Origin of the sequence: Streptomyces sp. NPDC003247 (assembly GCF_042888135.1) — a bacterium.
Classification (GTDB): Bacteria; Actinomycetota; Actinomycetes; order Streptomycetales; family Streptomycetaceae; genus Streptomyces.
Map to the genome: position 1 here is coordinate 1 of NZ_JBIAPF010000008.1, position 23,340 is coordinate 23,340.

General features: G+C 74.0%; 13 protein-coding genes and 1 pseudogene. 6 read left to right on the forward strand and 8 right to left on the reverse strand.

Translation table 11 applies throughout. From position 1 onward, the window contains the following. Positions 1 to 420 precede the first annotated feature (420 nt). Together ACFYWQ_RS26250 and ptsP are read left to right on the forward strand one after the other, a co-directional pair. Positions 421 to 870 (forward strand): PTS glucose transporter subunit IIA, encoded by a 450-nt coding sequence (locus ACFYWQ_RS26250; RefSeq protein ID WP_389519432.1) that lies wholly within the window; start codon positions 421 to 423, stop codon positions 868 to 870. Positions 871 to 949: 79 nt separating this feature from the next. Then, the gene (ptsP, locus tag ACFYWQ_RS26255) at positions 950 to 2,620 is read left to right on the forward strand and encodes a phosphoenolpyruvate--protein phosphotransferase (RefSeq protein WP_389519434.1); all 1,671 of its coding nucleotides are present in this window, start codon (positions 950 to 952) and stop codon (positions 2,618 to 2,620) included. Between the two features lie 72 nt (positions 2,621 to 2,692). Here ptsP and ACFYWQ_RS26260 read toward each other — a convergent pair whose 3' ends face one another. Next, on the reverse strand, positions 2,693 to 3,595 hold the full coding sequence (locus ACFYWQ_RS26260; protein ID WP_389519436.1) for a hypothetical protein: 903 nt from the start codon (positions 3,593 to 3,595) through the stop codon (positions 2,693 to 2,695). 210 nt (positions 3,596 to 3,805) lie between these two features. Further along, the gene (locus tag ACFYWQ_RS26265; RefSeq protein ID WP_389519438.1) at positions 3,806 to 5,773 is read right to left on the reverse strand and encodes an acetoacetate--CoA ligase; all 1,968 of its coding nucleotides are present in this window, start codon (positions 5,771 to 5,773) and stop codon (positions 3,806 to 3,808) included. Between the two features lie 213 nt (positions 5,774 to 5,986). On the opposite strand from ACFYWQ_RS26265, the gene ACFYWQ_RS26270 reads away from it, so the two are divergent. Beyond that, on the forward strand, positions 5,987 to 8,362 hold the full coding sequence (locus ACFYWQ_RS26270) for a glycoside hydrolase family 31 protein (RefSeq protein WP_389519440.1): 2,376 nt from the start codon (positions 5,987 to 5,989) through the stop codon (positions 8,360 to 8,362). Here ACFYWQ_RS26270 and ACFYWQ_RS26275 read toward each other — a convergent pair. Beyond that, positions 8,353 to 8,889, reverse strand: coding sequence for an NUDIX domain-containing protein (locus ACFYWQ_RS26275; protein WP_389519442.1), 537 nt, complete (start codon positions 8,887 to 8,889; stop codon positions 8,353 to 8,355). The genes ACFYWQ_RS26270 and ACFYWQ_RS26275 overlap by 10 nt on opposite strands. A 253-nt stretch (positions 8,890 to 9,142) precedes the next feature. Here ACFYWQ_RS26275 and ACFYWQ_RS26280 point away from each other — a divergent pair, with 253 nt between their 5' ends. Continuing rightward, on the forward strand, positions 9,143 to 10,909 hold the full coding sequence (locus ACFYWQ_RS26280) for an EAL domain-containing protein (RefSeq protein WP_389519444.1): 1,767 nt from the start codon (positions 9,143 to 9,145) through the stop codon (positions 10,907 to 10,909). Positions 10,910 to 11,420: 511 nt separating this feature from the next. Beyond that, a pseudogene (locus tag ACFYWQ_RS26285) lies at positions 11,421 to 12,582 on the forward strand (FGGY family carbohydrate kinase). A 120-nt stretch (positions 12,583 to 12,702) separates the two neighbouring features. On the opposite strand, the gene ACFYWQ_RS26290 reads toward ACFYWQ_RS26285, so the two are convergent. The 4 genes from ACFYWQ_RS26290 to ACFYWQ_RS26305 all read right to left on the reverse strand — a co-directional run bounded on the left by ACFYWQ_RS26290 (position 12,703) and on the right by ACFYWQ_RS26305 (position 17,454). Next, positions 12,703 to 13,308 carry an ATP/GTP-binding protein gene (locus tag ACFYWQ_RS26290; RefSeq protein WP_389519446.1) on the reverse strand — a complete coding sequence of 202 codons (606 nt, stop codon included), beginning with the start codon at positions 13,306 to 13,308 and terminating at the stop codon, positions 12,703 to 12,705. A 160-nt stretch (positions 13,309 to 13,468) separates the two neighbouring features. Then, positions 13,469 to 13,864 (reverse strand): DUF742 domain-containing protein, encoded by a 396-nt coding sequence (locus ACFYWQ_RS26295; RefSeq protein WP_385067247.1) that lies wholly within the window; start codon positions 13,862 to 13,864, stop codon positions 13,469 to 13,471. A gap of 9 nt (positions 13,865 to 13,873) precedes the next feature. After that, the gene (locus ACFYWQ_RS26300; protein ID WP_389519448.1) at positions 13,874 to 14,308 is read right to left on the reverse strand and encodes a roadblock/LC7 domain-containing protein; all 435 of its coding nucleotides are present in this window, start codon (positions 14,306 to 14,308) and stop codon (positions 13,874 to 13,876) included. After that, positions 14,305 to 17,454 carry a nitrate- and nitrite sensing domain-containing protein gene (locus ACFYWQ_RS26305; protein WP_389519450.1) on the reverse strand — a complete coding sequence of 1,050 codons (3,150 nt, stop codon included), beginning with the start codon at positions 17,452 to 17,454 and terminating at the stop codon, positions 14,305 to 14,307. Before ACFYWQ_RS26305 ends, ACFYWQ_RS26300 begins: the two co-directional genes overlap by 4 nt. Before the next feature lie 451 nt (positions 17,455 to 17,905). On the opposite strand from ACFYWQ_RS26305, the gene ACFYWQ_RS26310 reads away from it, so the two are divergent. Then, entirely contained in the window at positions 17,906 to 18,526 is a 621-nt protein-coding gene (locus ACFYWQ_RS26310) for a hypothetical protein (protein ID WP_389519452.1), read from the forward strand. Positions 18,527 to 18,673: 147 nt separating this feature from the next. On the opposite strand, the gene ACFYWQ_RS26315 is transcribed toward ACFYWQ_RS26310, so the two are convergent. After that, positions 18,674 to 23,296 carry a hypothetical protein gene (locus tag ACFYWQ_RS26315; RefSeq protein WP_389519454.1) on the reverse strand — a complete coding sequence of 1,541 codons (4,623 nt, stop codon included), beginning with the start codon at positions 23,294 to 23,296 and terminating at the stop codon, positions 18,674 to 18,676. Positions 23,297 to 23,340 lie beyond the last annotated feature (44 nt).

Sequence of the window (23,340 nt, forward strand, 5' to 3'; positions counted from 1 at the left end):
TTTTTGGCACGCTGTTGAGTTCTCAAGGAACGGACGCTTCCTTTGTACTCACCCGAGAGACTCTCTCAGGCTTTCCTCCGGGCTTTTCCCTTCGGCCTTGCGTTTCCGACTCTATCAGGGTTTCTCCGACTCTCTGACCACCCTCCTGCGGACATGCAGAAGTCGACCCAGAGATGAGGATCTGACAAGTTGGATGCTGCTCGGTTAAGCGCGCTTGATCGCGTCGCTCACCCTCAAGCAGGAGTACGACTGTACAGGGGGGCGCGCAACACTTGCAAATCCATTAGAGTGGTGGTCTAGACCACGACCGTGATCACCTGAGCGGAACCCGTACTTCATGTGACATACCCTGCTGCACAGGGCACGGTCCGGGACCAAGAGTGACGGCCCACATACATCTCCACCCCTGGGAGGCTTCCCATGACCACCGTGACGTCCCCGCTGGCAGGACGCGCCATCGGACTGGCCGCCGTGCCGGATCCGGTCTTCTCCGGGGCCATGGTCGGCCCGGGGACCGCGATCGATCCCGTGCGCGAGCCTTCCGAGGCCGTCGCACCCGTGGACGGGGTCATCGTCTCCCTCCACCCGCACGCCTTCGTCGTGGTGGACGCCGAAGGGCACGGGGTGCTCACGCATCTCGGCATCGACACCGTGCAGCTCAACGGCGAAGGATTCGAGCTCCTCGTCAACAAGGGCGACACCGTGACGCGTGGACAGGGCATCGTGCGCTGGAACCCGGCCGCGGTGGAAGAGGCCGGCAAGTCGGCCGTGTGCCCGGTCGTGGCGCTGGAGGCCACCGCCGACGCCCTGGTCGAGCTCCGTGAGGACGGCGACCTCAAGACGGGCGACGTTCTCTTCTCCTGGCACTGACGCCGCAGCCGTCGTCCTGACGGCACACAGGGACAACCACCACGGCGGCGGGACCCGCCGCACTATCGGAGACGGTGAGATGGAGACAACGCTGCGAGGCGTCGGCGTGAGCCACGGGGTGGCGATCGGCGAGGTTCGGCACATGGGAACGGCGGTTCTCGAACCGCCCGCCAAGCAGATCCCCGCCGAGGAGGCGGAGCGCGAGCAGGGACGGGCCCGCCAGGCCGTCGAAGCCGTGGCGGCGGACCTGATCGCGCGCGGCAATCTGGCCGGCGGCGAGGCACAGGCGGTGCTAGAGGCCCAGGCCATGATGGCTCAGGATCCTGAGCTGATGGCGGACGTGGACCGGAGGATCGCCGTGGGCAGCACGGCCGAGCGTGCCGTGTACGACGCCTTCGCCGCCTACCGGGAACTGCTGGCGGCGGCCGGGGAGTACCTGGCCGGACGAGTGGCCGACCTCGACGACGTGCGGAACCGTATCGTCGCCCGTCTGCTGGGCGTCCCGATGCCGGGTGTCCCGGACAGTGACGAGCCGTACGTGCTCGTCGCCCGGGATCTGGCGCCGGCCGACACCGCGTTGCTGGACCCGACGCTGGTGCTCGGTTTCGTCACCGAGGAGGGTGGGCCGACCAGCCACAGCGCGATCCTGGCCCGTGCCCTGGGCGTGCCGGCGGTCGTCGCGCTGCCCGGTGCGGGTGAGCTCTCCGAGGGGACGCTGATCGCCGTCGACGGCAGCACCGGCGAGATCTTCGTGAACCCGAGCGACGAGAAGAAGGCGCAGCTCGAGTCCGCCGCCGCGCAGCGCAGGGCCGCGCTCGCCGCCTCCACCGGGCCGGGCGTCACCGCCGACGGTCACAAGGTCCCGTTGCTGGCGAACGTCGGCGGGCCGGCCGACGTGCCGGCCGCCGTGGAGGCGGGCGCGGAGGGAGTCGGTCTGTTCCGGACCGAGTTCCTCTTCCTCGACGACAGCAAGAACGCGCCGTCGGAGGAGAAGCAGGTCGAGGCGTACCGGCAGGTGCTCGAGGCGTTCCCGGAGGGCCGGGTCGTCGTACGGGTGCTGGACGCGGGGGCGGACAAGCCGCTGGACTTCCTGACCCCGGCGGACGAGCCGAACCCGGCGCTGGGCGTGCGGGGGCTGCGGACGCTGCTGGACCACCCCGAGATCCTGCGGACCCAGCTGACGGCGCTGGCCCGGGCCGTCGAAGGGTTGCCCGTCCACCTCGAGGTGATGGCCCCGATGGTGGCGGACCGCGCCGACGCCAAGGCGTTCGCCGACGCGTGCCGGGCGGCGGGGCTGCAGGCGAAGATCGGTGCGATGGTCGAGATTCCGTCGGCCGCGCTGCGGGCCCGTTCCCTCCTCCAGGAGGTGGAGTTCCTGTCGCTGGGGACGAACGACCTCGCGCAGTACACCTTCGCCGCCGACCGCCAGGTGGGTGCGGTGTCGCGTCTTCAGGATCCCTGGCAGCCCGCGCTGCTCGACCTGGTCGCGCTGTCCGCCGAGGCGGCCGGGGCCGAGGGCAAGAGCTGTGGTGTCTGCGGCGAGGCCGCGTCGGACCCGCTGCTCGCGTGTGTGCTGACCGGTCTGGGCGTGACCTCTCTGTCGATGGGGGCTGCGTCGATTCCTTATGTGCGGGCGACGCTCGCGAAGTACACGTTGGCTCAGTGCGAGCGGGCCGCCGCGGCCGCGCGGGCGGCCGACAGCGCCGAGGAGGCGCGGACCGCGGCGCAGGCCGTCCTGTCCGGTGAGTAGGCGGACCGGCGCGGCATACGGCTGGTGAGCGAGGGGCGCTCCTCCTTAAGGGGGAGCGCCCCTCGTCGTGGGTCAGTGGTGGTGGTTCGGCACCGGTCCTTCCCCGTCCCGCCGGCCGAGGTCGGGCGGTGCGCAGTAGTCGACGCCGGACTCGGGCGAGATGAGGTCTCCGGACTCGACGTCGGTGCAATAGGCGTCGAAGACCTCGCCTGCGGTCAGCGGCTCGAGGCCTTCGCCGCGCAGTCGCCATCCGTAGACCCGGTCCGGTGTGCCCGGGGCGCTGGTGCGCATGACCAGGCCGCCGGGGCTGCGGGTGGCGAGTCCGAGGGCCAGGACGGTGGTGAACTCGAGGGCCTCTGCCTCGTCGAGGGGTGTGGTGCCGTCCGCCGCCCGGTCGGCGTGGAGGACGGCGACGAGGGTTTCGGGTGTGCCCGTGACGCTGCAGACGAGGTGCCGGTCGCCCGGTGGCGCGGTGTCGAGGATGCGGGCGACGAGGTCGGAGGCGTCGGTGAACGCGGCGCGGCCGAGGTCTTCGCCGCAGCTCGCGCACGGGCCGAGGCGGGCCAGGAGGGTGGCCGCGTACTCCCAGGTCGCCTGCCGGACGGCTTCGTCGACGAGGGCGGGCACGAGTTCGGCGAGGGGCTGGCCCTCGTAGGGGAGGGTGGGGCCGGTCGTCGCCAGTTCGGCGGTGAAGCGGGTGCGGTGGGCCGGGACGTCGGGGTCGAGGCCTTTGGTCGAGCAGAACTCGGCGTACTCCTGCGGGTCGAAGAGGGCCACCGTGGTGTGGATGCCCTGGAGGGCGCGGATCCTGAGGAGGTCCTCGACCTGCCGGAGGTAGGTGGCGTGGTCGTTGAAGGTGAAGCTGCGGTAGCGCCGCATGGCACGGAAGTCGTGTTCGTCGGTGAGTAGGCCGATGGTGCCGGCGATCTCGCGGCGCAGGACGCGTCGCATGGTCCGGTGGTCGGTGTGTGCCATGGTTCCCCCTGTGTGCACGGTCGATCAATGCTCACTCACAGTAATCGAAGGCACTGACAGCGGGCCCTGGGTCGGCCGTCCGTCCGACCGGACGTCGGCGGAATGCCCAGGTCATAGCGGTGGTGTCGCCGTGTGGGGCAGGTGCTCGGACTCGGCGGGCGTGGCTGCCGGTCCGAGGCACCTACGGCGGGTGAACGGCTGTGGTGCGGGTCAGGCCCGCTTGCGGGCCAGGTCCTCGTAGAAGTGCAGCAGGTCGAGGTCGTCGATCGAGCCGGCGTTGACCGCCTGCTCCAGGGGGGTGCCCTGGAGCAGGCGCTTGACGGGGACCTCGATGCGTTTTCCGGTGAGGGTGTGCGGGACTCCGGGCACCTCGATGATCTCGTCGGGGACGTGGCGGGGGGAGAGCTGCTCGCGGATGGTCCGTTTGACGCGGTTCAGCAGGGCGTCGTCGAGGACGGCTCCCGGCGCCAAGTGGACGAAGAGGGGCATCCAGTAGCCGCCGTCGGGCTGCTCGATGCCGATGACCAGGGACTCCTTGATCTCGGGGAGTCGTTCGACGGCTTCGTAGATGTCGGCGGAGCCCATGCGGACGCCCTGGCGGTTGAGCGTGGAGTCGGAGCGGCCGTGGATGACGACGGAGCCGCGTGAGGTGAGGGTGATCCAGTCGCCGTGGCGCCAGACGCCGGGATAGGTGTCGAAGTAGCTGTCGTGGTAGCGGCGGCCGTCGGGGTCGTTCCAGAAGTGGACCGGCATGGACGGCATGGGGTTGGTGACGACCAGTTCACCGACCTCGTCGATGACGGGGCGGCCGTCCGGGTCCCAGGACCGCAGGTCGGTGCCGAGGCCGGCCGCCTGGAGCTCGCCGGTGTACACCGGGAGGGTCGGGACGGCTCCGGCGAAGCAGGAGCAGACGTCCGTGCCGCCGCTGACGGAGGCGATCCACAGGTCGTCGCGGACCTCGTCGTGCAGCCAGCGGAACCCGTCGGGCGGGAGCGGGGAGCCCGTGGTCGCGACGCACCGCACGCCGGACAGGTCGAAGTCCCGGGCGGGGTGGACGCCGGCCTTGCGGCAGGCCATGACGTACGCCGCCGAGGTGCCGTAGAGGGTGGCGCCCGTGCGTTCGACGACGCGCCACTGGGCCGCGGTGTCGGGGTGGCCGGGGCTGCCGTCGTAGAGGACGACCGTGGTGCCGGTGAGGAGACCGGAGACGAGGAAGTTCCACATCATCCAGCCGGTCGAGGTGTACCAGAAGAAGCGGTCCCCGGGGCCGAGGTCGCAGTGCAGGCCGAGCTGCTTGAGGTGTTCGACCAGGATGCCGCCCTGGGACTGGACGATGGCCTTGGGCAGGCCGGTCGTGCCCGAGGAGTAGAGCACCCACAACGGGTGCTCGAAGGGGACCTGTTCGAAGACGGGGTCCTCGTCGGCGGCCGTCAGGGCCGCCCATGGCAGGGCTCCCTCGGGTGCCTCGGTGCCCAGGAGGGGGATGTGGACCACCGCGCGGAGGGTGGGCAGCTCGCGGCGCAGTTCGGCCACGGTGTCGCGGCGGTCGTGCTCCTTGCCGCCGTAGCGGTAGCCGTCCACGGTGAACAGGACGACGGGTTCGACCTGCTGGAAGCGGTCGAGGACGCTGCGCGCGCCGAAGTCGGGGGCGCAGGAGGTCCAGACGCCGCCCACGGCCGCCGTCGCGAGGAGGGCGACGGCGGCCTCCGGGATGTTCGGGAGGTAGCCGCTGACGCGGTCTCCGGGGCGGACGCCGAGGCGGCGGAGCTCGGCGGCGAGCGAGCCGACCTGGCGGCGCAGCTCGGACCAGGTCACCGGGCGGGGTTCATGGGTCTCGTCGACGTGGAGGAGGGCCGGTTCGTCCGCTCGGGTGGCGCTCGCGCGCAGGGCGTGCTCGGCGTAGTTCAGGGTCGCTCCGGGGAACCACCGGGCGCCGGGCATGGAGCGGTCGGCCAGCACGCGCGCGTAGGGCGTGGAGAAGCGGACGTCGAACCACTCCGTGACCGCCTTCCAGAACGTCTCCAGTTCGTCGACGGACCAGCGGTGCAGTGCCGGGTAGCCGCCGTCCGACGGGGCTCCGTGGCGTTCGGCCGCCCAGGCCTGGAACCTGGTCACCTGGGCGTCGGCGATGCGCTGTGGATCGGGCCGCCAGAGCGGCTCGGGGTTCACGGTCGACATGGGGCGGCTCCCGGGCTGTGCGCGTCGTGTGCGTCACCCGCGCACGTGCTGGGGTGTGCGCGTGACGCGGCTGACACGGACGATGCCATGGGAGTGATATCCGCACCAGGGCGGGCGCCACACAGTTCAAGTGGTGAAGATGTGGTCTGGGCACGGGTGAACGGAAGTTGAACGACACGCGCGCGTGGCCCGGCAGATGGCAGGGTGAGCACTATGGACGGTCGTGACCTGGTGCGTTCGATGAAGACGGTCGGTTCCGCAGGGGCTGCCCAGGGGTTGCGCACCGTGCGGGCCGCCTGGCGGCGTCGGCGCGCCGACGCCGCGGGGCTGCCGGCCCGCGGGGCCGAGCGGGCCCGGGTGCCCGGGCAGGTGCGGGAGGTGGAGCCGGGGCCCGGCGGCGGGACGGTCCGGTTCGGCCGCTCGGAGCTGCGCGTCCGCGTGGCCATGAACGGGGCCGTGTTCTGGGGCTGGGACGGGTCCGGTCCCGAGCCGTCGTACGCGCTGGCGGGGCGGTGTCCCGAGGCGGATCCCCGGGCGGTGCTGGAGCCCGACAAGGACGGCGGCTGGCGGGTCGTCGCCGAGCGGGTGACGGTCGTGATCTCACGGCACGGTGCGATCGAGGTGCGGACGCCGGGAGGGGTCACGCTGCGGCGTGATCTGCCGCCGCGCTGGTGGGAGCCGCAGGAGGGCGGTCCGGGCCGCTGGATGCAGCGGTCGGAGGTGGCGGCCGACGCGCGGTTCTTCGGGCTCGGCGGGCGGACGTCCGGGCCGCGGCTGCGGGACGGCGCGTACCGGCTGTGGAACACCGACCCCGGGCGTGCGGTGGGCCGCCGGGACGACCCGCTGCATCTGACGATGCCGGTGCAGCTGGTGGTGGCCGACGCGGGCACGCATCTGGTGTTCCACGACACCTCCTGGGACGGGACGGTGACCCTGCGGGAGGGCGAGGAGGGGGCCGGCTCGGGGCACGACCGGGCCGGGACGTCACAGCTGCGGATGGACGGCGGGCCCCTGCGCTGCTGGGTCGTGGTCGGCACGCCCGCGCGCGTGCTGTTCGTCTGGGCCTCGCTCACCGGGGCGCCGGCGCTGCCGCCCGCGTGGGCGCTGGGCCACCATCACGCGCGGTCGGGTTCCGGGGGCGAGCAGGAGCTGCGGCAGGTCGTCGCGGGCTACCACGAGCACGGTCTGCCGCTGGACGCGGTCCATCTGGACATCGGCCACCTCGACGGCCGCCGGGCGTTCACCGTCGACCAGGAGCGCTTTCCCAAGCTGCCGGTGCTCGCCGAGGAACTGCGGCGGGACGGGATCCGTCTGGTGTCGGTCGTCGACGCGGCGGTGCCGGCCACGCCGGGCGACGCCGTGTACGACAGCGGGATCGCCGAGGGCGCGTTCGTGCGGGACGCCTCCGGGCGGGTCGTCCACGGGGTGGTGGGGCCGGGCGAGTCGGTGTACCCGGACTTCACGGACGCGCGCGTGCGCGCATGGTGGGGAGACCGTTGCGCGGAGCGGATCGAGCAGGGGTTCGCGGGGTTCCGGCACGGCCTGGACGAGCCGACGTCGTTCACCGCCTTCGGGGAGCCGACGCTCCCCCGGTCGGCCCGGCACTCGCTGGAGGGGCGCGGCGGCGACCACCGCGAGGCGCACAACGTCTACGGGCTGTGCATGGCCCGGGCCGGTTACGAGGGGATGCGCGGGCGGCTCCCCGAGGAGCGGCCCTTCGTGCTGTCGCGCTCCGGCTGGGCCGGCCTGCAACGCTACGGCGGCACCTGGTCCGGCGACGTCGCCACGGGCTGGCCGGGGCTGCGGGCGTCCCTGTCGCTGGTGCTGGGCCTCGGACTGTGCGGGGTGCCGTACTCGGGGGCGGGTGTGGGAAGTCGTGACGGCCGTCCGTCCGCGGAGCTGTACCTGCGGTGGTTGCAGCTGGGCGCCTATCTGCCGCTGTTCCGTACGCACGCCGGTCCGCGCGCGGGGTGCGGGGAGCCGTGGGAGTACGGCGCCGACGTGCTGGAGCACGCGCGCGTGGCGCTGCTCGAACGCCGGCGGCTGCTGCCGTACTTCGTGACGTTGGCGCATCTCGCCCGGCGTACGGGGGCTCCCTATGTGCGTCCGCTGTGGTGGGCGGCGCCCGAGGAGCGGGCGCTGCGGGACTGCGAGGACGCCTTCCTGCTGGGTGACTGTCTGCTGGTGGCGCCGGTGCTGGAACCGGGGGCGGGCCGGCGGGCGGTGCGGTTGCCGCGGGGTCTCTGGTACGACACGGCGACGGGGACGGCGTACGAGGGTCCGGGGCAGGTGCTGGTGGATGCCCCGCCGGAACGTGTTCCGGTGCTCGCGCGCGCGGGTGCCGTCCTGCCGGTGCGCGGGGCGGACGGCGGGCTGGAGCTGGAGGTGTGGGCGCCCGCCCGGGGGCGGACGGGGGGCGGTCTGGTGGTGCGGGACGCCGGTGACGGCCGGGACGATGCCGAGGTCGAGCGGTACGTCGTCCGCTGGGCGGGCGGGAAGGTCGTCGTCGAGCGGGAGGGTGAGGCCGGCGGGGGCGTGCCGCCCCACCCGGTGCGCGTACGCGGGCTCGGTGGGGCGCCTCAGACGTAGCGGCCCTCGAAGAAGGCGCGTGCGGCGAGGGTGTGCAGCGGGAAGGCCAGCTCTTCCGGCCCGCGCAGGAGGTGCCGGCCTTCGGTCTCGTCCGTGGCCGCGGAGGCGGGCAGTCGGTCCGCGGGGCGTTCCGGCAGGAGACCGAAGATCAGGAGGTGGCCGTCGGGGGAGCTCATGGCGTCGGCGAGGCGCACCTCCCGGCTCTCGGCTTCGATGCCCGTCTCCTCGCGGAGTTCGCGGACGACGGCCTTCCGCCAGTCCTCGCGGTCGTCGATGAACCCGCCGGGCAGGGCGATGCCCCCGCGCGCCGGGGGGATGGCGCGGGTGATGACGACCAGGGAGGTGCCCTGGCTGTCGTACACGGGCTGGAGCGCGACGGCGACCGGGAGCGGGTTGCGGTACGCCACGGCGGCGCAGGCCGGGCAGGAGCGGGGCCAGCCGGTGACGCCCTCCCCGTAGGGCGCTCCGCAGCTCGAACAGTGGGAGCCGGCCGGGGAGTTGGGGGTGGAGTGTGGGTTCTCGGACACGCGGCGGACTGTATCCGATCACATGAGGGCGGTGTGCGGCCGGTTCCGTGGATGCTGATCGGCGGACGGCCGCTGCCGGTGTCCGTCGCGCCGGTGAGGGGCCGGGCCTCTTCGTCGCGGTGATCGTCGGGCTCGCGGGCGCACGGACAGGCGTTCGAGCTGCGCTTTTCACGCGCTGTGATCGTTCGGGAATCCTGCGTGAACGTCTCATGAACTGCGCCTGGGCGCACGTCGGGGGCGCCATCATGCTCCCGTGCACTCCTGGACGGATACTCTCCGCTTCGCCTTTCAGCCGGTGGTCAATCTGGTCACCGGAGGTGTGGCGGGGCTGGAGGTGCTCGCCCGCCCGGAGACCGGCGACATCCTGGCGGAGGCCCGGCGGGACGCCGAACTCGACGGCCGGCTGGCCGTGTCGGCGGTACGGGCCGCCGCGCGCCGGGAGACCCTGCTCCCCCTTCAGGTGAACGTGTTCGCCGGCACCCTCGCCGATCTGGGCGGTCTCACCCCGCTCCACGACGCCGTGCGCCAGGCGGGGCGGCTGCCGTGGGAGGTGACGGTCGACGTCGTCCCGCCGTACACGCACGTGCCGCAGCGCGCGTTGCTGGAGGCGCTGGCGGCGTTGCGGGAGCAGGGTTTCCGGATCAGCGCGGACGGTGTCGGGGACGGGGACGTGCCGCTGCGGCTGCTCACGGACATCGCGCCGGACCTGGTGAAGCTCGACGCGTGCCTGCTGGCGCGGCCGGCGGCGGTACGGGCGATGCGGACCCTGTGCGACGAGCTGGGAGCGCTGCTGGCGGTCGAGGGCGTGGAGACGGAACGGCAGTGTGCGGCGGCCCGGTCGGCCGGTGCGCAGCTCGCCCAGGGTGAGCTGTTCGCGCCGCCGGCCCGGCTGCCCGCGGCGGACGTGTACGTGCCGCCGCGCACCTCGGGAACGGTGTCGGCGCCCCGGTCGGGGCCGTCGGTGCGGGAGTTCGTCCGGCCGGCCGCGCTGCTGCCCGCGGCCGCCTCCGCCGGGCAGGTGCGGGCGCTGCTGACCGGGTCGCCGGACGTCTCCGGGGTGCTGCTGGTGGACCGGGCGGGGGTGCCGCTGCGGTCGGTGCACCGCTCGCGCTTCCTGCTGTCGATGTCGGGGCGTTACGGACACGCCCTGTACGCCGACCGGCCCGCGGCCAAACTCGGTGATCCGCCGCGGACGGTGGGTATCGACGCGACGGCGTGGGAGGTGCTGGACGTCGTCGCCGTCGGCGGCCGGGACCGCACCTCCGACGATGTGGCGGTCGTCGACCGCCACGGGCGGTGCGTGGGTGTCGTGCGCCTCGCGGACCTGGTGCGGGCGCTGTCCGAGACGCGGGTGGAGGAGGCGGCGGGGCTCAACCCGCTGACGCGGCTGCCCGGTTCGGACGCGATCACCGTGGAGGCGGACCGGTGGATCGCGGAGGGGCGGGCCCTCGCGCTGAGCTGGCTGGACGTCGACCGCTTCAAGCAGGTCAACGACGGCGCCGGGTTCGCCGCCGGGAACGAGCTGATCCGCTCGGTGGGACGGGCGTTGCAGGCCGCGGCGTCCGGCAGCACGCGCGTGGGGCACATCGGCGGGGACGACTTCCTGGTGCTGGCCGGTCCGGAGGACCTGGATCCGCTGGCCGCCGCGGTGCTCGACGCGCCGTGGTCGGCGGGCGGGCGTCCGGTGACGCTGTCGCTGGCGACGGTGGTGTGCCCGCCGGGCAGTGTGCCGGACCATCGCCGTGCGGCGGCCTGCCTGGCACCGCTGAAGAAGGCCGCGAAGGCGTTGCGCGGGGCCAGCTGGGTGCTGGGGCGCGCGGGGGCGCCGGGGCACGAGGTGCGGAGGGGGGCGCCGCCGGGGGCGGTCGCCGGGCCGGGGGCGGTGGGCGCTGCCGGGCCGGGCGCGGTGAGCAGCACCGGACCAGGCACATCGAGCGCCGCTGGACCGGGGGCGGTAGGCGCTTCCGGGCCGGGCGCGGTGGGAGTGGAGCCGGGCCGGGGACGAGAGGGGCCCGGGTGAGCCGGGCCGGGGACGCGGGCGGCTCTCCCCCGGGGTGAGCGCGGCGCCGCTCCTCGGTCCGCCCGGCTCTCGCCAGTCGTGGCCGTCACCCTCCTTGACGGTCCCTGAGCGCCGGTGAAAACTTCCCGGTGTCAGCCGACATCGCCGTACATTCACGGCTTACCTGGCACCGTACCCCCAGGGGCTCCCCTGCCGGGACGCGCTCTTCCAGGGGCGAATCGGCTACGACGGCACACGCTCGTCATGGACGCCGGGCGGGGCGCGGGACCTCCCTGCCCTGGCCGGAGCAGCGACGGGAACCGCACCTGCACGCCGGCGCACCGGAGTCGTTCGCCCCGGGCCCGGCCTAGGAGCCGCCATGAGCGACGGGGACGTCCTCCTCATCTTCGGGATCGCCGTCGGCACGTGCGCGTGGGGCACGCGATGGGTCTGTCCGCTGATCGGCGGAGCGCTCGCGGGCCTCCTCCGCGACGTACGACGCAGCCTTCCGAACCCGGCCCAAGGGGTGGCCATGACGGACAACGGACAGAAGTACGTCGCCGCGATCCATCAGGGCACCACCGCGACCCGCTGCATCGTCTTCGACCGGAGCGGCGCGATCGTCGCGCTGGACCGGCGCGAACACCGCCGGATCTCCCCGAAGTCCGGCTGGGTGGAGCACGACGCCGCCGAGATCTGGTCCGAGGTGCGGGCGGTCGTCGCCGGGGCGATCGCCCGGGCCGGGCTGCGGGCGGAGCGGATCAGCGCGCTCGGCATCACCAACCAGCGCGGGACGACCGTGCTGTGGGACCGCGCCACGGGCAAGCCCCTCCACAACCCGATCGTGTGGCAGGACACCAGGACCGCCGCGCTCTGCGAGGAACTCGGCGGCGCCGACGGGCAGGACCGCTTCCGCGAGCGGACCGGGCTGCCGTCGGCCGGTTGCTTCTCCGGACCCAAGGCGGCCTGGCTGCTCGACAGCGTGCCCGGGCTCAGGAACCGTGCCCGGCGCGGCGAGATCGCCTTCGGCACCATCGACTCCCGGCTCGTCCGGAACCTCACCGGCGGCCTCGACGGCGGCCGGCACGTGACCGACGTGACCAACGCCGGACGCACCCTGCTGAGGGATCTGGAGACCCTTCACCCCGCTGCCCGGCGTGCCGGTCGCCTCGGCCCTGGGCGACCAGCGGGCGGCGCTGTTCGGGCAGGCCTGCTACGACGCGGGGACGGCGAAGAACACGTACGGGACGGGGAGTTCCCTGCTGCTGAACACCGGCGACCAGCAGGTGCTGGAGGCCGTGAGCTAGCAGACGCGGGAGGTCGTGGACGCCATGCACCGGGACTCCGGGGTGCGGATCACGGCCCTGAAGGTGGAGGGCGGCATGACGAAGAGCAGCCTGCTCATGCAGCACCAGGCGGATGTGCTCGGCGTCCCAGTGACCCGGCCGCGGGTCCCGGAGACGAGCTGCCTGGGCGCGGCCTACGCGGCCGGTCTGGCCACCGGGGTGTGGAACGACCTCGACGAGCTGAAGGCGCGCTGGCGGCGGGACGCCGAGTGGACGCCGCCGATGCGGGCGTCGGTACGGGACCGTGAGTACGGCAACTGGCGCCGGGCCGTGGAGAAGAGCTTCGGCTGGGTACAGGAGGGCGGGGGCCAGGGAGCTTCTGACGGATCTCCGTGGGAAGCGCCCTAGGGCCGTCGCAAGCGCCCCAGGGTAAAGGCGCCGGGCGGGCCGCCCCCCGAGCCACGGCTCGTACCCCTGTCGGCGGGGGTACGGGCCGTGCCCGCGTCCCGGGTGCGTCTCGGGTGCGTCTCAGGTGGTGACGGCCCGGCGGCGGTCGCCCGCGTACTCCATGGCGTGCTGGACGACGCCGACGAGGATGTCCTTGACGGAGCCGCGGTCGCGCGCGTCGCACGGGACGACCGGTACACCGTCGTCGAGGTCGAGCGCCCGGCGTACCTCCTCGACCGGGTAACGGGGCGCGCCCTCGAAGCAGTTCACGCCGACGAGGAAGGGGATGGAACGTCGCTCGAAGTAGTCGACCGCGGCGAAGCAGTCCTCCAGTCGGCGCGTGTCCGCGAGCACGACGGCGCCCAGCGCGCCCTCGGACAGCTCGTCCCACATGAACCAGAACCGTTCCTGGCCGGGCGTGCCGAACAGGTACAGCACCAGGCCCTCGCGCAGGGTGATGCGCCCGAAGTCCATGGCGACGGTGGTGGTGTGCTTGCGCTCGACGCCCGTGAGGTCGTCGACCGGACGTCCGGCCTCGGTGAGGTACTCCTCGGTGCGCAGCGGCCTGATCTCGCTGACGGCGCCGACGAGGGTCGTCTTGCCCACGCCGAAGCCGCCGGCCACCAGGATCTTGAGCGTGACGGGCTCGACCGGGGGCTTGCCGCGCTCAGAACGCCCGAAGATCATCGATCACTTCTCCTGCTTGATGGGGGGTCTAGGGCGGCGGTGGGCCGTGGCCCCCGCCGTCGGGGGTGCGGACGGCCCGGCGGGCCGGGGCGCGCGGCCCGGACGCCGCGTGCCCCGCAGTGGTCGCCGGGTCACGTCCTCACCCCCGTCTCCGCGCTGCTCACAACGCCCTGAGGCCGTTGATCACGTCGCGCAGGATGCTCTCGTCCGGCAGCTCGGCCGGCGGGACGGGCCGGTTCACGTGGACGAACTCCGCGTCCACGAGGTCCCCGACGAGGACCCGGACCACGCCGATGGGCAGGTCGAGTCCGGCGGCGAGTTCGGCGACCGACTGCGGCTCCTCCCGGCACAGGCCGACGATGTCGACGTGTTCCGGGGAGAGCGAGGGGTCCTCGTCGGGGTCGTCCGCGTGGGGTTCGGCGACGACCACCGCGATCAGGTCGAGACGGTGCTGGACCGCGCTGGTGGTGCGGCCGCGTGTCATGGCGTACGGACGGACGACCGGTCCGGCTTCGTCGTCGAACCAGTGGCTTCTTCCCTGACCGTCTGTGCTCATGCCATCCCACTACCCGCCCGCGGGCAGATCGGTGCGCGGCGCCGTGCCCAGGTGTACGCCGACCCGCTTCACGAGGAGCGTCATCTCGTACGCCACGAGTCCGACGTCCGAGTCGGCGTCCGCGAGGACGGCGAGGCAGCTGCCGTCGCCGGCGGCGGTGACGAACAGGAAGGCCTCGTCGAGTTCGACGACGGTCTGCCGGACGCTCCCGGCGTCGAAGTGGCGGCCGACGCCCTTGGCGAGGCTGTGGAATCCGGAGGCGACGGCGGCCAGGTGCTCGCTGTCCTCCCGGGTGAGGTCCTTGGACGCTCCGGTCGGCAGGCCGTCGCCGGAGAGCACGACGGCCTTGCGGATGCTGGCGACGCGGTCGACGAGTTCGTCGAGAAGCCAGTTCAGCTCGCCGTTGCTGGTCGTGCTCTGGCCGGTCGCCTTCGGTGCGGTCATCGACCGTCCCCCTCTGTGGTTCGTTGTGGTGCTGTGCCGCTGTGGGCGTCTTCGCCCGCGGCGTTCTCCGCGCGGCCGCGCTGCCAGCCGCGCTGGAGCGAAGCCATGCGGCTGCGTACTTCGTCGGCGTCCCGGTCCGCGGGGTCGGTGCGGTTCCCGGCGCGCGGCGCCGGGCCCTGCCGCAGCTGCGGGGCCAGGTTCGCCTGCCGTACGCGCCGGGGCAGCGCCCCGGTCGGGGCGCCGGGTCGGGTGTCCGCGGCGGGGCCCGGTGCGGTGGTCGCGGGACCGCCCGGTGCGGCGTCCGCGGGGCTGCGGTGCGGGGTGCCCGGGTGCCCGGGCGGGTCGGCCGGGCCGTTCGTCGGCACCGCGGCCTGCCGGGTCCGCTGCGGAAGGGCGGGCGGCTGGGACCGCTCGTCGGTGCGCCGGGCGGACGGCCGGGCCGGCTCGACGGCACCGCGCGCGCGTGGCGGCGAAGGCTGTTCGACACCCCGGGCGGACGGCTGTGACGGCTGTGACGACTGCGACGGCCGGTCGACGCCCCAGGCTGACGACTGGGACGACTGCGACGGCCGGTCGACGCCCCAGGCTGACGACTGGGACGACTGTGACGACTGCGGCGACTGGGGCGGCTGGTCGCGGCCGCGGTCGTGGGACGGGGGCCGCTGGTCCGTGCCGCGGACGGGGCGCTCGGACGGGTCCGTGCTCCGGGGTATGTGGGCCGTGGCGCCGCGTCGGCGCGACGGCAGGGGCGCCGGGGTGTCGTCGTCCGGTGCCCGGCGCGGCCCCGGCCGCGACGGCGGGTTCTCGGCCGTCTCCGCGCGGCGGGAGCGCTGCTCGGTCACCGGGCGGCCGTGGGAGCTGACCAGTTTGGGCGTCCGGCGGCTCGGCAGGGGTACGGGGGCGGCCGGTTCGCCGGCAGCGGTCCGGTCCGCCGCGTCACGGGCGTCGGACAGCCGGCCGTGCGGTTCGGCGGCCGGGCCGGCCGGCTCGTCCTGCGTACGGGGGAGGGAGCGGCGCGGGCGGAACAGTCCGCCTCGGTCGTCGTCGTCCTCCAGAGGAGCGGGGAAGTCGCCGAGGGCGTCCAGGTCGACGGGCGCCTCCAGCTCGACCGGGCCGTCCAGCAGCGCGGCCGGCACTCCGGGCAGCTGCACCGGGGTGGCGGACAGGGCGGAGCGGCGGTTCTGCGCGGGCTCGCCCTCCTTGGGGGGCCGGGGGCGGTCGAGGCGGAAGCCGATGCCGTTCGTGTCGGGTATGTCGTCGGTGAGCAGGGCGTCGGGGATGAAGATGACGGCGGTCGTGCCCCCGTAGGGGGAGGGCTGGAGGGAGACGCGGACGTTCTGCCGCTGGGCGAGCCGGCTGACCACGAACAGGCCGAGCCGGTCGGTGTCGGACAGCTCGAACTCCGGGGTCTCCGCGAGCCGGAGATTGGCCTCGAGGAGCGCTTCGGGCGCCATGCCGAGACCACGGTCGTGGATCTCCAGGGTGAAGCCGTTGGCGACGCGCTCGCCCAGGACGTGGACGGCGGTGTGCGGCGGGGAGAACACCGTGGCGTTCTCCAGGAGTTCGGCCACGAGGTGGGTGAGGTCGGCGACGGCCGGTCCGGTGACGGCGACGCGCGGCAGGCGGCGGACCTCGATGCGTTCGTAGTCCTCGACCTCGGCGACCGCGGCGCGCACGATGTCCATCAGCTGGATGGGCTTGCGCCACTGCCGCGAGGGCGCGGCGCCGGAGAGGATCACCAGGCCCTCGGCGTGGCGGCGCATCCGGGTGGTGAGGTGGTCGAGCCGGAAGAGGTCGGCGAGCTCCTCGGTGTCCTCGGTGCGGCGCTCCATGGTGTCCAGCAGGGTGAGCTGCTTGTGCAGCAGGACCTGGCTGCGGCGGGCGAGGTTGACGAAGACCTCGGACACGCCGGCGCGCAGTTCGGCCTGTTTCACGGCGGCCTCGACGGCGGCGCGCTGAAGGGTGTTGAGTGCCTGGCCGACCTCGCCGATCTCGTTCCTGTCGTACTCCAGGCGCGGGACCTCGGTCTCGACGTCGACCTGCTCGCCCGCGGAGAGCCGGCGCATCACGCTGGGCAGCCGGACGCCGGACGCCTCGTGGGCCTCCAGCCGGAGCTGGCGCAGGTCGCGGATGAGGCCGCGGCCGATGCGGACGGACAGGACGAGGGAGACCAGCAGGGCCACCAGTCCGAGGACGCCGGCGACGACCGCCTTGACGATGACCTCGACCGCGACCGGGCGGACGCGGTCCTGGTAGCGGTCGTGCGCCTGCTCGTCGAGGGTGCCCAGTTCGTCGAGGACGTTGGCGGCCGCGGTGTCCCAGGTCCGTGCCGTGACACCGCGGGGCATGTCGCCGGGCGTGGTGGCGACGACGGCCTGTTCCGCCGTGCGGACGGGCGCGGTGGTGGCGTTCTTCCAGAAGCTCTCGTAGCGTTCGCGCTCCGCGGCGGGCAGTTGGGAGAGGCCGATGTCGTAGACGACGTCGCGCTGTGCCTCGAGGTCGGAGACGGCGCGTATCTCGTTGCGGGTGAGGCGGCCCACGACCAGGGCGGAGCCCAGCAGGGCGTCCTCCTGGGAGAGCAGTTCGCGGGCCCGGGCGACGCCGACGAGGGCGCGGTACTGCTTGTCCATCTCGACGCTGTCGACGACGTCCAGCCTGGCCAGCAGGGAGTAGCAGGGGGCGATCAGCCTGTTGTACAGGTCCAGGGCCTGCGCGCGGGACACGGTGCCGTCCTCGACGCTGCGGCGCAGCGAGTCGATGCCGTCGAAGGCGTCGAGCACCGCGGTCAGGGCCTCGCGGTCGTCGTCGTCCAGTTCGTCGCGCACGTCGGGGTCGCTGCCGTTCCTGCGGATCTCCGCGAGCGCCTCGTCGGTGGCGGTGCGCGTGCGGTCCAGCGCGGCGAGCGCGTCGGAGGCGCGGGGGTCGGCGAGGTGGACCAGGGTCTGGCGGCGTTCCTGCTGGACGACCCGGACGGTGTCCTCCATCGGGTAGCCGAGCTTCTCGAAGAGGTGCGACACGGTGAACAGGCGGTTCGCCTCGCGGCCCGTGAGTACCGTGGCGAAGCCCCAGATCGCCATCAGGGACACCAGCGGCACGAGAAGCAGCGCCACGATCTTCCGGCGGATCGACTTCCCGCGAAAGCGCATGGCCTCCCCCAGCTCGAACCCCCACAGGCCGGGGGTACATCCAGCTCCGACCCCCACCGGCCGGGGGCACATCTGTGCGTCAACGAACGGCGCGAGCCTACTACCGACGCAAAGTTAACTTACAGCGCCGTCCGGAAGCAGGTGGTCCGGATCCACAGCGGTACGGGGGGAGTTGTCCCGTCATTGCGGGAGATTGCCTCCCCGGGGCGGCGTCTGCGGAAGGTGCCGTACCGGAACGATGTCGTGGGCGAGTTGGCCAGAACTTTTCGAAATCGGGGAATCTTCGAGGTGGGTCGTGCGTCCTATCCATTGGGAATTGGGGGCGGAATCGGCCACAGGAGCCGCATGCCGCACCTGGGCGGCGTAAAAGAAGGCAAGCCGGGCAGCCACTGGGGAGCCGGTTCTTCGAACCGGGGCAAGCGGTCTGCCGGCGGTGGGGAGTGACACGTTGATGGGCACGGCGGAGCGGCGCGGGGCGCCCGAGGACGGCGGGGCGGCGCCCGGTACGGCGCTGCGGGAGGCCGAGGCGCCCGGGGCGCGGGATCACGGCATCCCGGCGACCGGACGCGGGGCGGCGGACGGGTGGGACGCGGCGGTGACCGCGGGGTCCGACGGCGCGCGCCAAGGCGCCGGGCGGGCCGGCGGGGCCGCGCGCGGCACGGAGGAGGAGCGGGCGGCCCCGCGGCCGCTGTGGGTGGAGGAGCCAGCGCGGCGGCGCCGGCTTCCCGATCCGGTGCGCACCGCGGCCGTGCGCGCGGTGCTCGTCATCGCGGTGACGCTGCTTCAGGCGATGGTCGCCTTCCTGTGCACCCTGGCCGGGTCCTGGCTGGCGTTCCCCATGGTGATCAGCAGCGTGGTCAGCACGGTGGTGGCCACGTGGGCCGCGCTGGACGTCTGGGTGACCCGCCAGGTGTGGAGCCAGCGGCACGGCGTCGTGTCGGCCCCGAGCAGCACCGCACGGGCGCTGCGGCGCGAGCGGCGCCGCGCCCGTCGGCAGGCGCGGGCCGTCGAGCGGACGCAGGAGCGGATACGCCGGCGGGGCGGCGGCGCCGGGCAGTTGTCGCACTCCTGAGCGGAGGCCGCCGGGCGGCCACGGTGCCAGGGCCCTGCCGGGCACCGTGGCCGCCGGAGCGTCGTCACCCCGCCGGGGGGACGCGAGGAGCGTGCCGGGCGCGGGATCCGGCGGAGTCCGGCAGGACCCGGCGCGGCCTCGCCTCGCTCAGGAGGTGCTGCTGGGCGCCGGGCGCTTGTACATCCTCGTCGCCGTGATCTCGCTGTGCACCGCCTCCCCCGCCTGGGGCTGCTGCGGCAGTCCCGGACGCAGGTGCTCCTCCACGCTGATGTACTTCAGACCGGCCCTGAGGTCGGCGTCGTTGCGCAGCCGGATCACCAGGGGGAACTCCGCGAGCGCCGTGGTGTCGAACAGGCCGGTGGTGTAGAGGAGCTGGACGCCGAGGGCGTCCGAGACCGCCCGCTGGAGTTCCAGCAGATAGGTCGCGTTGGCGCGGCCGATGGGGTTGTCGAGGAACAGCGTTCCGGCGTGGCGGTGCTTGTCCCGGCCCCGGTCGTTGGAGCGCAGGGCCGCCATCGTGCAGTACAGGGCGATGGCGGCGGTGAGCAGCTGGCCGCCGGAGAACACGTCGCCCATCTGCCCGACGGGCACCCGCTCGGCGCGCAGCACGGCGTCCGGTTTGAGGATCTCGACGGCGACGCCCCGGGGTTGGAGCGCGGCCGCCACGCCCCGCAGCAGCAGCGACATGCCGTCGCGCCGCAGGTCGGAGTTCTTCTTGACGGCCGCGCGGGTGGCCTCGTCGATGACCTCGCCGAGCCGCTCGGTGAGGGTCGCCTGGTCGGGTTCGTCGAAGCGGATGCGCAGGAACTCCTGGCCGGACCACTCGCCGAGCCCCTCGGGCAGGCGGGACAGCCGCTGGGCGGACCGCAGGGTGGCGAGCGCCGACTCCACGAGTCCGCGCAGCCGGTCCACGATCGAGTCGCGGTTGCGCTCCAGCTGCTCCAGTTCGTCGGTGAGGACCCGGAGCCGGGGCGCGAAGGCGTCCGCCCACTTCTGGGCGTGCTCGGGCAGCGCGGAGGCGGGCAGCTCGCGGATCTGCTGCCGGGCGGGGGTGCGGACCTGTTCGTAGCGGGTGGAGTTGGCGTGCCGGACGAGGACGTCGCTCGCCTCTCGGACGGAGGTTTCGGCGGCGGACAGATCGGCGGCGCAGCCCCGTAGCGAGCGGCGGGCCTCGGCGGCGGACTGCCGGGCCTCCTCCAGGGTGCCGGGGTAGGTCTCCGGCTGCTCCTGCTCCTCCTCGGGGGTGTGCTCGCGCAGCAGGTCCCGGAGCATGGCGGCGATCTCGTCGAAGCCGCCGGCCGCGTCCTCGGCGGCCCGGTGGGCGTCGAGGAGTTCGGCGTGTGCCTCGCGGGCATGGCCCAACGCGTCGGTGCGGGAGGCGAGTTCGCCCGTGGCGGTGCGCAGCAGCGCCTGTGCGTGCTCGGCGTCGCGCGGGACGAGGTCCTCGGGGAGTTCGGTGTGGGCCTCGCCGTCCTCGGGCGCGTGCCGCTCCGCCTCGCCGCGCAGCCGGCCGAGCTGCTCGCTGGCGCTGGACATGCGGGTCTCCAGCAGCTGCACCAGTTCCTCGGCGCGGGCGGCGGCGGCCTGCCGGGACGGCCCGTCGGAGCCGTCGGGTGACTGGAGGAGCTGTTCGGCGCGGGTGCGGACCTTGTTGCTGAGCCGGTCCAGCTCGGCGCGGGCCGCGCTCTCGTCGCTCTCCGCCCGCGCCTGCTCGGCCCTCAGGTCGGCGCCGACGCCGACCTTCTCGTACACCTGGGAGGCGGCCCGGTAGGCCTCGCGGAGCGCGGGCAGGGGAGCCTGCGCGCCGCCGTCCGGTACGTCGTCCGGTACGTCGTCGGGGGCGCCGGCGATCTCGGAGCGCTCGGCGCGCAGCGCACGCGCGGTGCGGCGGGCGTCGTCGGCGGCGCGCTGGGCGGCGCGGCGGTCCTCGTCGGCGGCGCGGGCCCGCTCCAGGCAGACCTGTGCGCGTGCTTCGGATTCGGCGGCCTCGTCGGCCAGTTCCCGCAGCTTGGCCTGCCAGCCGGCGCGTTCGCGCAGCCGGAAGGCGAGTCCGGCGAGGGCGTCGGCGGCGCGCCGGGCCTTCTGCGCGGCTTCCTGCCGCTCGTCGCGCATCCGCGCGGCCTCGGCGGCGGCCTCGTCGGCCTCCGCGCGCACGGTGCGTGCCTCGGCGAGTTCGGCCTCGGACTCCTCGGCGAAGGAACGTGCCTCGCGGGCGGCCTGCGCCAGTTCGGCCAGCCGGCCCGCGGGGCAGCCCGTGCGCCAGGAGGCGAGCCGCGCCGCCAGTTCGCGGTCCTTGCCGAGCCGGGCCGCGAGCCGTCGGATCTCCTCGTCGCGCTCCGTGGCCCGCGCGCGCAGCGCCTGCCGCTCCTCGTCGGCGGCGTGCTCGTCGTGCATGGCCGGGTTCGGCGGTACGAGGAACACGTCGCCGGTGTCGGTGCCGGGCGCCGGCGTCGGGGCGAGGAGGGCGGCGGCCGTGCCGACGGCGACGGCGGACCGGGGCAGCAGGGCGGCGTCGCCGAGCGCCGCACGCGCGCGGGTGTGCGAGTCGGGGTCGGTGATGATCACGCCGTCGACGAGTTCGGGGCGGGCGGCGAGCACGCGCGCGTGGTCGGCGGGGTCGACGGCCTGGGCGAGGTAGCGCCAGCCGGACAGTGCGGGGATGCCGTGCTCGCCGAGGAACTCGACGGTGGCTAGCACGTCCGGGCCGGGCGGCAGCAGGCCGCCGTCGCCGAGCGCGCCGAGGATGCGGGAGTCGTCGTCGGCGGCGGTGCGCAGCGCGAAGAGCTGCCGTTCGGCGGAGGAGACGGTGTCGTCGAGGAGGGTGCGCAGGTCGTCGGCGTTGCGGTCCAGTTCCTCGGGGGTCAGGGCGGTCTCGTCCGTCTCGCGGTCCTGGCGGGGCTGCGGGATGATCCGGCGGGGGGTGCCGCCGGTCAGGCCGAGCAGCTCCGTCAGCCGTTCCTCGCGGGCCAGCGCCTCGGCGGTCCGCCGTTCGGCCTCGTACGAGCGGTGCGCGGCGGTCGCCGCGTCGGCGGCGCGGGCCGCGGTCAGCTCGGCGCGGGACTCGGCGGAGGCCGCCTCGCGCGCGTGCTCGCCGGCCCGGCGGGCCGCCTCACGGGCGGTGTCCCAGGCGGCGACGGCGGTCTTCTCGGCGTCGCTGGCGGCGAGGGCGGCGCGGGCGGGGTCGGCGTCGGGCGCGCTGTCGTCGAGCCAGCCGGCGCGTACCGCCTCGGCGGTCTCCTGCTCGACCTCGGTGAGGCGCTGGCGCAGATGTCCGGCCTCGCTGCGGGCGCGCTGTGCCTCGGTGGCGGCGGAGGTGGAGTCGCGGTGGGCGGACTCGCCGGCTTCCTGGAGGGCGGCGGAGCGCTCCTCCTCCTCGTTGGCGAGGGCCTCGGCGCTGCCGGCGGCCGCGTGCAGGGCCCGGACGAGGTCGACGGCGGCCTTGGCGCGGGCGGCGAGGGCCGGGGCGGCGTCCCGCTCGGCCTCCTGGATCGCGGCGGACACCCGGGCGACGCGGTCGGCGGCGGCGCGGTGGCGGAGCACGGCCTCGGCGGCCTGCCAGGCGGAGTGCAGGGTGCGCGCGTCGGCGAGTTCCCGCTTCTGGACGGCGGCGGACTTCTCGGCGGCGGCGAGGGCCAGGGAGGCGTGCCGGAAGGCGAGTTCGGCGGCGATCAGCGCGCTGCGTTCGCGTGCGCTCTCCGCGTGGGTGACGGCGTAGGCGGCGGCGGTGACGCGCTGGGCGAGGTCCGCGGCCCGGGCCCGTTCCCGTACGCCCCGCGCGGACAGCCGTCGGGCCAGGGTGCGGGTGCGCCGCTCGGCGCCGGCGTGGATGTCACGCGCGCGTGCCCGTGCGTCGGCGGCGTCCACGATCCGCCCGAGGAGGTCCACCGATCCGGCGGTGAAGTCCCGTTCGGCGATGAGTTCGGCGCGCCGGCCCAGCTTGTTGCCGAAGCCGCCGACGAGGTCGGCGAGTCCGTCGGTGTCCCGGGTGTCGGTCACCGCGCGCAGCAGCAGGTCGGTGAAGTCGGAGTCCTTCTTGACGGCGAAGAGGCCGGCGGCCTCGCCCTCGTCGGCGTTCATCTCCCGCTGGTAGCGGAAGAGTTCGGGGTCGAGGCCGAGGTCGCCGAGGTGCTCGATCCACCGGTCGTGGATCTCCTCCCAGTGCACCTCCAGATGCGGGTACGCCTTGCCCGCGTCGGTGAGCGCGTCCCGGAACCCCTTCATGGTGCGGCGCCGCCCCTGCGCCCCCGACTGCCCCTCGACGGGCGGCCGTACGGCGGTGGACTCGGCGACGGGCAGGTTGTCCAGGGTCAGTCCGGGGCCGGGCCGGAACGAGTACCAGGCCTCCGCGAACTTCCGCGGGTCGTTGGACACCTGGCGCCCGCGCCATTCGCTCACCTTGCCGACGACGACGCACTCACCGGTCAGGACGTGCTGCCACTCCAGCGCGACGTGCCCGCAGTCGTCGGCGAGCAGGAACTTGCGCAGCACGCCGGAGCTGGCGCCGCCGAGGGTGTTGCGGTGGCCCGGCAGCATCACCGAGAAAATCAGCTTGAGCAGGACGGACTTGCCGCCGCCGTTCTCCAGGAAGAGCACGCCGGCGGGCGCCGGGCGGCGCGGCGGGCCGACGGGCTCCTCCTCGAAGAACTCCGCCTGGGTGGGGGCGGGGTCGGGCACGACGTCGCCCACGCCCCTCAGGTCAAGCACGGTGTCGGCGTAGCGCGCACCGGCGGGCCCGATGGAGTAGAGGCGGACCCGGGACAGCTCGTACATGGCGGACTCTCGTAAATCTTCGGCAGATCGGGGAGGGCGGTGGG